The organism is Brevundimonas sp. (genome assembly GCF_023259385.1).
Lineage (GTDB): Bacteria > Pseudomonadota > Alphaproteobacteria > Caulobacterales > Caulobacteraceae > Brevundimonas.
Window position 1 is genome coordinate 1 of sequence record NZ_JAHFPF010000024.1, and the last position, 8,556, is coordinate 8,556.

The 8,556-nt window shown below is 71.0% G+C and carries 8 protein-coding genes; 1 reads left to right on the plus strand and 7 read right to left on the minus strand.

Features of this window, described 5'->3' with window-relative positions; genetic code table 11:
• The 7 genes from Q0C81_RS03150 to Q0C81_RS03180 form a co-directional block, all read right to left on the minus strand.
• On the minus strand, positions 1-251 hold a 251-nt coding region (locus tag Q0C81_RS03150), incomplete at its 3' end, for an AMP-binding protein (protein WP_367117968.1).
• On the minus strand, positions 248-1,738 hold the full coding sequence (locus tag Q0C81_RS03155) for a class I adenylate-forming enzyme family protein (protein WP_291833400.1): 1,491 nt from the start codon (positions 1,736-1,738) through the stop codon (positions 248-250). The genes Q0C81_RS03150 and Q0C81_RS03155, both read right to left, overlap by 4 nt.
• The gene (locus Q0C81_RS03160; RefSeq protein WP_291833403.1) at positions 1,735-2,964 is read right to left on the minus strand and encodes a thiolase family protein; all 1,230 of its coding nucleotides are present in this window, start codon (positions 2,962-2,964) and stop codon (positions 1,735-1,737) included. Before Q0C81_RS03160 ends, Q0C81_RS03155 begins: the two co-directional genes overlap by 4 nt.
• Complete coding sequence (locus Q0C81_RS03165) at positions 2,961-4,655, minus strand: aldehyde dehydrogenase family protein (RefSeq protein ID WP_291833406.1); 1,695 nt, start codon at positions 4,653-4,655, stop codon at positions 2,961-2,963. The genes Q0C81_RS03160 and Q0C81_RS03165 overlap by 4 nt, the downstream gene beginning before the upstream one ends.
• A gap of 2 nt (positions 4,656-4,657) precedes the next feature.
• Positions 4,658-5,806, minus strand: coding sequence for an acetyl-CoA C-acyltransferase (locus tag Q0C81_RS03170; RefSeq protein WP_291833409.1), 1,149 nt, complete (start codon positions 5,804-5,806; stop codon positions 4,658-4,660).
• 8 nt (positions 5,807-5,814) lie between these two features.
• Entirely contained in the window at positions 5,815-7,284 is a 1,470-nt protein-coding gene (locus Q0C81_RS03175; RefSeq protein WP_291833411.1) for a carotenoid oxygenase family protein, read from the minus strand.
• Between the two features lie 57 nt (positions 7,285-7,341).
• Positions 7,342-8,256 carry an SDR family NAD(P)-dependent oxidoreductase gene (locus tag Q0C81_RS03180; protein ID WP_291833413.1) on the minus strand — a complete coding sequence of 305 codons (915 nt, stop codon included), beginning with the start codon at positions 8,254-8,256 and terminating at the stop codon, positions 7,342-7,344.
• A 114-nt stretch (positions 8,257-8,370) separates the two neighbouring features.
• On the opposite strand from Q0C81_RS03180, the gene Q0C81_RS03185 reads away from it, so the two are divergent.
• Positions 8,371-8,556, plus strand: a 186-nt coding sequence (locus Q0C81_RS03185) for a hypothetical protein (RefSeq protein ID WP_291833415.1), incomplete at its 3' end; no start/stop codon positions are given.

Consider the following 8,556-nt stretch of genomic DNA (forward strand, 5'->3'; position numbering starts at 1 on the left):
ACCACGTCGTCCTTGCGGATTCCATGGGCGGTCAGGACGGCGCAGAGGCGATCGACCGCGTCGGCGGTCTGGCGCCACGTCAAGCGCTCGGCGGTCCCGCCGACGAAGTCCGGAGCGTTGAACGGATCGACCAGGGCCTCCGTGTCCGGATGGGCCTTCACATGCTTCTGGAACAGGTCGTCCAGGGTGACGTCGCCCCACCAGCCGCGGGCCTTCATCTCGCGGATGCGGTGTTCGGGAATGACGATCATGGGCGGACCTCCACGGCGAGATTGGCGTCGGGATAGAGCAGGCTGCGGACCTCGCCGCGCACCACCTTGCCGACCGGGTTGCGGGGCAGGGCGGGCATGAGGTGCAGGCGTTTGGGCGTGCGGACGGGGCCGATGGCCTCGCGCACGAAGGCGCGGATGGCGGCGTCGTCAACGAAGCGGGCGTCGACGGCCACGGCGGCCTCCAGGCGCTCACCCCAGACGTCGTCGGGCAGGCCGAAGGCGCAGGCCTCGCGCACCGCCGGGTGGGCGTTCAGGGCGGCCTCGACCTCGCCGGGATAGACGTTGTAGCCGCCGGTGATGATCAGCTCCTTGGAACGGCCGATCAGGGTCAGGCGGCCGTCGGGGCCGATACGGCCGATGTCGCCGGTCTTCAGCCAGCCGTCGTGCCGGGTCGCCGCGGTCAGCTCGGGCGCGTCCAGGTATTCGGTGCGGGCCAGGTCGCCGCCGACCACCACCTCGCCTTCGCCGCGTGACAGCACCTGGCCCTCGCGGGTCAGCAGGCCGACGGGCGTGCCGGGGAAGGGACGGCCGACGGAGCCGCGCAGGTCAGGGTCAGCCATGTCGGCGGGGTTCTGGCCGGTGATGGCCATCGGCGCTTCGGTCTGGCCGTAGAGGGCCGACAGCACCGGGCCGAAGCGGCAGACCGCCTGGGCGATGCGGCCCGGCGACATGGGGGCGGCGGAATAGGTCAGGTGGCGCAGGCGCGGGAAGTCTTCGGGCCGGAAGTCGGTCTCGCCCATCATCAGGGCGATCAGGGTGGGCGGCATGAAGACGACGGTGGTCCGGCGCTTCAGCTCATCGAGGATGGCGGCGCGGTCGGGCGTGGCCAGCAGGACGTGCGATCCGCCCGCCGCCAGCACCGGCAGGATGTAGTGGGACGAGCCGTGGGTCAGGGGCGCGACGGCCAGGTTCACGTCGTCGGCGGTGAAGTCGTAGAAGCCCTGCAGCGAGCGGAGGGCCGCCGCGCCGCTGGCCTGGGACTGGACCACGCCCTTGGGCACGCCGGTGGAGCCGCCGGTGAACTTCAGCGCGAAGGGGGCGGCCGGGTCGTCGAGGATCGCGGGCGGGGCGGCGTCGGGCAGGCTGTCCAGCCAGGCCTCGAGCGGCAGGGGGCGGGCGGTGGAGCCCAGCGCGCCGACCGAGCCGACATCATGCAGGGTGAGAGCCAGGCTCGCGCGGCGCTGGAAGTCGCCATTCAGGCCTGCGCCGTTGCGGGGATTGAGCGGCGTCCACACCGCGTTGGCGCGCAGGATGGCGAGGTAGGCGACGACGTGGCGCCAGCTGTTGGCGGCGCACAGGCCGACGCGGTCGCCGGGCTGGATCCCGCGCGCGGTCAGGTCGGCGGCGGCGCGCTCGACCAGGGGGATCAGTTCGCCGTGGGTCAGGACCGTGTCGCCGTCGAACACGGCGGAGCGACCGGCCTTGGCGGCGGCGTTCTCGTAGAGGGCGCGGATCGGATGGGTCATGCGGCCCGGCCTTCCAGGACGGTGACGACGGTGGCCGCCTCCTCGACGCCGAGGAAGCCGCCGCCGTTCTCGGCCACGGCGATGCGGGCGTCTCCGACCTGCCGCGCTCCGGCCTCGCCGCGCAGCTGGGTGGTCAGTTCGAACAACTGGGCGAGGCCCGTGGCGCCGACGGGATGGCCCTTGGCGACGAGACCGCCGGAGGGGTTCACGGGTGTTCTGCCGCCCAGCGCGAAGTCGCCGGCCGCCGCGCGGGCGCCGACGGTTCCGGGTTCGGCGAGGCCCAGGTTCTCGATCTGCTGGAGCTCGGCGTAGCTGGTGGCGTCGTGGACCTCGGCCAGATCGATGTCCTGGGGGGCGACGCCCGCCTGTTCGTAGGCCGCCAGGGCGGCGCGGCGACCGATGTGGTTGTCGAAGTCGCGGGCGTCGCGAGCCCCGGCGCCGGCCAGGACGCAGCCCCGAATACGGACCGCGCGGGCCTCGCCGCCCAGCCGCTTGAGACCGCGCGCGGAGCAGACGACGGCGGCGGCGGCGCCGTCGCTGACCGGGGCGCACATGGCGCGGGTGAAGGGGAACACGATGGGCTTGTCGGCCAGCACCTGCTCCGCCGTCATCGGCGTGCGGTACTGGGAGCGGGGATTGTGCTGCGCCGCCGTGTGGTTCTTGGCCGCCAGCTGGGCGAGGTCGAGCTGGGTCGAGCCGAAGCGAGCCATGTGGGCGCGGGCCTGGGCGGCGTACAGGTCCATGAACAGGCTGCGGCCGTCCTCGGGAGCGTCTCCGCCCATGGCGCGGATGTAGTCGAGCACGCCCGCGCGATCGTGGATGTCCGTACCGCCGGCGAAAGCGGCCGCGACGCGGTCCGGGCGGTCGGGGAAGACCATCTTCTCGACCCCGACGACGAGGGCGATGTCGCCCGCCCCGGCGCGGAGCCAGTGGACGGCCTGGAGCAGGGCGGTCGAGCCGGAGGCGCAGGCGTTCTCGACGTTGACGACGGGGACGCCGGTCAGACCGAGCGGACGCAGGGCGATCTGGCCGCGCACCGTGTTCTGACCCTCCAGCATGGGCTGGCGGGTGTTGGAGAACCAGGCCGCCTCGATGTCGGCGACGGTCGCGCCCGCGTCGGTCAGGGCCTCGGCGACGGCCTCGGCGGTCAGCGACTTGACGCTGTCGTCCGGCCGCTTGCCGAAGGCGGTCATGGAGACACCGGCGAGGAAGACGTCGTCGCTCATGCGATCGGCCGCCGTCGCTGGACGATGCGGAAGCGCGAGGCGACGAAGGCCAGGTCGGCCAGGCAGGCGTTGCCCGCAGGGTTCAGGCCGGTGACGTGATAGTCGCTGTAGGCGGCGGCGAAATTGATCCACATCGCGCCGGTCAGATTGATCGACAGATTGGCCCCGGCGGCCTCGTAGGCGGGGACGGCGCGGTCGATGAAGGCCTCGTCGGTCGAGTAGAGATAGGAGCTGATCGAGCCCCTGGTCCTGGCCAGCCAGGTCGCCTCCATCACCGCCTCGTCGGCGGGGCGGGAGACGAGGAAGAGGACCGGGCCGAAGCGTTCCTCGGCGTAGATCTCGGGATCGCCCGCGCCTTCGACCGCGATGACCAGCGGGGTCAGGGTGCGGGCGTCGGGGAACTGAGGGTGGGTGTAAGCGCCGGCCTCGCGCAGGACGCGGGCGCCCGGCGTGGCGTCGGCGGCGCGGCGGGCCTCGGCGACCACGTCGAGGCTGACCTGCCCCTGGATGGCGCCCATGATCCCGGCGGCCTGGGCCGGGTCGGCGGCGATGGCGTCAATCTGATCCACGATGGCCGAAGACATGGCCTCGAACAGGTCGGGCGCGATGTAGATCACCTGCGGGCTGGTGCACATCTGGGCCGAGAACAGGCTGGAGGAGCGGGCGACGGCGCGGGCGACGGCGCCCAGGCCTGCTTGATTTTGGGGGACGCTGTCGATGACGACGGTGTTGACGCCCGCGGTCTCGGTGAACAGCAGCTTGCCGGTCACCGTCCGCTCCAGATGGCCGCCGTATCGGGGGCTTCCGGTGAAGTCGATGATCTGGACGTCCGGGTGGTCGATGAAGCGGCCCGCGACGGGCTCGGCCAGCGCATCCACGGCCAGGGTCACCAGGTTCGGATCGAAGCCGAAATCGGCCAGGACCTGACGGCAGGTCTCGACCACCAGGGCCATGGGCAGGACGGCGATGGGGTGCGGCTTGACGATGACCGGATTGCCCGTGGCCAGGCTGGCGAACATGGCCGGATAGGCGTTCCAGGTCGGGAAGGAGGCGCAGCAGATGACCAGGCCGACGCCGCGCGGGACCAGGGTGTAGGTCTTCCTCAGCGCCACCTGATCGGCGCCGAAGGGGCGGTGGTAGTCGGCGGTCGGCGTCACGTCGCGCATGGCCTTGGCGGCGTAGGCCAGCGCCTCGACGCCGCGGTCGAGCGCATTGGGGCCCGAGCCGCTGAAGGCCTGGGTGTAGCTTTGACCCGCCACATGCATGACCGCGTGGGCCATCTCGAAATTGCGGTCGTAGAGCCGCTGCGCCATCTCCAGGCACAGGGCGAGGCGGAGCTCGAAATCGACCTCGCGCCACTGCGCCATGGCGGTGATGGCGGACGCCACCAGCGCGTCCGGGTCGCTGACCGGATAGCGGATGTCGAGGGGCTGCTGCGTATAGGGCGAGACCTCCTCGCCGACCGTGGCGCCGGTCGCGCCGGGCTGATCCAGGTCGAAGGTCGTTCCCAGCCGGGACTCGAAGGCGGCCTTGCCGGCGGGCGGCTTGTCCGGGCCGTGGATCTTCGTCGAGGGCGAGTCGCTGAACGGGCTCCAGGCCTGACGCGTGCGCACGGCCTGGATGGCGGCGTCCAGCGTCGCGGCGTGGCGCGCGATCAGTTCGGCGTGACGATCAAGCGGGCCCCCGTCCATGGTCAGCCGATCCGTTCGACGATCATGGCCGCGCCGACGCCCTGGGCGCCCGCCGCGACGACCAGGCCGTAGCGGCCCTCGGCGACGTCCAGCGCATCGAGCAGGGACGACAGCAGGATGGCGCCGGTCGCGCCCATCGGGTGCCCCTTGGCGAGGTGGCCGCCGCCGACGTTGACCCGGTCGACGTCCACGTCCCGCTCGCGCAGGAATTTCACGATGGTGACGGCGAAGGCCTCCATGAACTCGATGCGGTCCATGTCGCCCAGCGTCAGTCCGGCCTTGGCGAGGGCCCGGTCCATGGCGGTGAAGCCGGCGGTCAGCGAGGCCTCGGGATCGCCCCCGGCCTCGGCGTAGGCGACGATCCGCGCGCGCGCGCCGTCGGCGGCGGCGCTGACCAGGGCCAGGCCGGCGCCGTCGCACATGGGCGGGGCGTGGGCGACGGTGTGGCGGTGGTCGATGGTCCGGCCGCCCAGGGCCTCGGCGTACTGTTCGCCCAGCGGGGCGAAGGCGGCGGGCATGGCCGCAAGGCTTTCGGCTGTGGTCGAGGCGCGGGCGGGCTCTTCCCTGTCGAGACCGTTCAGGGGAATGCGCGACTTGGTCAGGGCCGTGCCCTCGGCGGCGGCGGTGCGCTGCTGCGAGCGCAGGGCGGCGTCGTCCATCTCCTGACGCGACACGCCGATGTCCTCGGCCAGGCGGTCGGCGGCGACCACGACGGGGATGTAACGGGTGCGCAGGGGGAAGCTGGCGTCCTCATAGTAGTCGGCCTTGTCGCCCATGAAGGGGACGCGGCTCATCATCTCGACCCCGCCCGCCAGCGCGGTCTTCGCATCCCCGGCGGCGATCATGTTGGCGGCCTGTCCGATCGCGGTCAGGCCCGAGACGCAGTAGTTGTTCAGGCTGAAGGCATAGGCGTCGTCGGGCAGGCCCGCGTGCATCTTGGTCACGAGGGCGACGTTGGCGCCCTGGGCCCCGACCTGGCCCACGGCGCCCAGGATCAGGGCGTCGGCCCTGTGCGCCGCGCCGCCGTTACGGGCGTCGAGCGCATCGATCAGACCGGCGACCAGTTCATGCGGCTTGAGGGACGCGAGGCCGCCGTCGGGGCGGGCCTTGGCGCGGGGCGTACGGACGGCGTCGACGATGTAAGCAGTCATACTGATCCTCAGGCGGCGACTTGTGCGCCGGGCGCCCAGGTCCCGTGGAAGCCGGCGGGCACGCGGGCGGGCAAGGGAATGCGGGCGATAGGGCCGGCCTCGAAATCCTTGGCCGCGATGACCTGGACCTCGGAGGCGCCCGTGGCCTCGTCGGTGGTGAAGACGATGACGTAGCCGTCGTCTTCGTCGACCGCGCCGACGCGGGGGGCGAAGGCGGGCTCCGAGCCGCCGACGCCGGGCGCGAAGTCATGCGTCTTCGCCGCGCCGGTGTTGAGGTCGTACTTGATCAGGCCCGAGAAGCGCTGCAGTTCCTGCTTCGCCATCGAGACATGGTAGGACCAGTTCGTCTTGCGGCCGGTGTAGTCGAGGTTGACCACCGGGAACTCGCCGATGCGGTCGTCCAGCCGGCGCTTCTTCACCTCGCCCGTGACCATGTTCATGCGCCACTCGACCGGCACGGCGTTCAGCGCCAGCACATTGACCATCGAGGCGTAGGGGCCATAGGCCGGGTTCGGCGGATAGCCGTTCGGCGTCATCATGCAGGCGGTCATGACGACCTCGTCGCCGTCCTCCCAGGCGTTGACGACGTGGTAGATGTAGCAGGTCTCGGTTTCGAACCAGCGGACCTGATCGCCCTTGCCGTTCTTGGGGACGACGCCGAAGCGGGCGGGCTGGTCGGCCACCTTGATCTGCCACATCGAGTTGCGCAGTCCGGCCTCGGTGAAGACCACCGGGAGGTCGTGCAGGATGATGTAGTTCTCGGTCAGGCCCATGTCGTGCGGCAGGCGCGGTCCGGGCAGGTCGACCTTCTGGAAATTGGTCAGGTTGTTCTGGGCATCGACCACGCCGAAGGTCATCCACGGCTCGTAGAGCGAATAGTCGAAGAAGCAGAACTCGCCGGTCTTGGGATCGACCTTGCCGTGGGCCGAGACGTGGCGGGGCAGGGCGCCGCCGAAGGTCTCGTTGCCGATCGTCTCCAGGGTGTTGGCGTGGACCCGCACCGGCTTGCCCGAGATGTACCAGAGCGCCATCAGCGAGCCGTTGTGGAAGACCAGATCGGTGTTGGCCGTGTCCTTGTAGACGAGGTCGCCGCGCTGCGACCCCGGACGGGTCCGCGCCGAGGGGGCCATGACCCCGCCCGCGTGGATGTCGAGCCCGGCCTTTTCGGCGCGGTAGTCGTCGGTTCCGACATAGCGGTTGCGGTATTCGGCCTTGCCGTTCTCGAACCAGATGGCGTGGACCATGCCGTCGCCGTCGAACCAGTGATGCAGGCCCGCCGGCGCCTGGGCCGGGTTGGGACCATTGCGCACGAAGGCGCCGTACAGGTCTTTGGGAATCTCGCCGATGACGGGCAGGTCCAGCGCCGTCGTCTCGGTCGCCACAGGCTCGTAGAGGCCCTGCAGATAGGGGTTCAACTGGTTCAGCGGGGTGAGTTCACCGGTCTCGATCCGGCGCGCCGCGGTCGCGTCATCGGCCATGGTTCGGCTCCTTGGGTCTTGAAATGCAATCTGCTCTTGCCGGTCCGTTTGTGCAAGTCATGATAGGCGCACGGCGGTCGCCGGACGGGCCTTCAGGAAGGCCTCGAAGGCGGCGTTTCCGTCGGTCGGCAGGGTCCAGTCCTCGAGCGACATCAGCGGGCCCATGGCCGCGGTCAGGTCGTCAGGAGAGACTTCGCCCGGCGGATCGAACTGGACGCCGGGACCCTCGATCCGGACGGCGCGGCGGACCTTGCCGGCGCCCGCCACCAGGGTCTCGCCGTTCAGCGGGCAGGCCGCGGTCATCAGCCAGCTGACCACCGGGGCGACGTATTCGGGCGGCATGGCCTGGCCGACCTCGTCGGTGACATAGGCCTCGGTCATGCCGGTCAGGGCGTAGGGGGCGACGGCGTTGGCGTGCACGCCCCTGGAGGCGCCTTCCAGGGCGATGACCCGCATCAGGCCGATCAGCGCCGCCTTGGACGAGGAATAGGCGGCCATGCCGTGCACCCCGTGCAGGCCGGCCGCGGAGGTGGTGATGGCGATCCGCCCCGCGCCCTGGTCGCGCATGTGGCGGTAGATCGGCAGGGTGGCGCTGACCGTGCCGAAGAAGTTGATGTCGAAGACGGCCCGCAGCTCGGCCAGGGTCTGTTTGTGCAGGCTTCTGGCTTCGGGAGCGCCGGCGTTGTTCACCAGCCCGTCGATGCGGCCGAAGGCGGCGAGGGCGGCCTCCAGCAGGCGGTCTCCGGCGTCATCCTGTTCGACCCCGAGCGCGCAGGCGACGGCTTCGCCGCCGGCGGCCCGGATTCGCTCGACCACGGCCTCGGCCGAGGCCGGCTGGCCCGACGGGCGGGGCCGGGTGTTGACCACCACCTTCGCCCCGCGGGACGCCAGATCCAGCGCATAGGCCAGGCCCAGGCCGCGCCCGGCGCCCGTGACCACGATGACCCGGTCCTTCAACGACCGCTGTTCCATCCGCCCCTCCATGCTTGCGTAAAAAGACTTGCAAACTTGGTCCGTTGGCGCAAGTTACTATTCCTGTCGAGCTTTCGATCAACGAGAGCCGCTGCCCTGGGGAGGGAAACGCCAATGAAGTTCGTTCACGCCACAACCGCCTCCGTCGCCGCCCTGATGCTGGGGGCCGCGCTCGCCGCGCCCGCCGCCGCGCAGGAGGCGCCGCCGCAGGACGCCGCCACCCTCGACGAGGTGATCGTCACGGCGCAGCGCCGCGAGCAGAGCCTGCAGGACGTGCCGATCGCCATCACCGCCTTCAAC

Excerpts from the sequence above, each read along its gene's own strand:
- Q0C81_RS03155 (WP_291833400.1), bottom strand. The coding sequence starts at position 1,738 with ATGACCCATCCGATCCGCGCCCTCTACGAGAACGCCGCCGCCAAGGCC.
- Q0C81_RS03160 (WP_291833403.1), bottom strand. The coding sequence starts at position 2,964 with ATGAGCGACGACGTCTTCCTCGCCGGTGTCTCCATGACCGCCTTCGGC.
- Q0C81_RS03165 (WP_291833406.1), bottom strand. The coding sequence starts at position 4,655 with ATGGACGGGGGCCCGCTTGATCGTCACGCCGAACTGATCGCGCGCCAC.
- Q0C81_RS03170 (WP_291833409.1), bottom strand. The coding sequence starts at position 5,806 with ATGACTGCTTACATCGTCGACGCCGTCCGTACGCCCCGCGCCAAGGCC.
- Q0C81_RS03175 (WP_291833411.1), bottom strand. The coding sequence starts at position 7,284 with ATGGCCGATGACGCGACCGCGGCGCGCCGGATCGAGACCGGTGAACTC.
- Q0C81_RS03180 (WP_291833413.1), bottom strand. The coding sequence starts at position 8,256 with ATGGAACAGCGGTCGTTGAAGGACCGGGTCATCGTGGTCACGGGCGCC.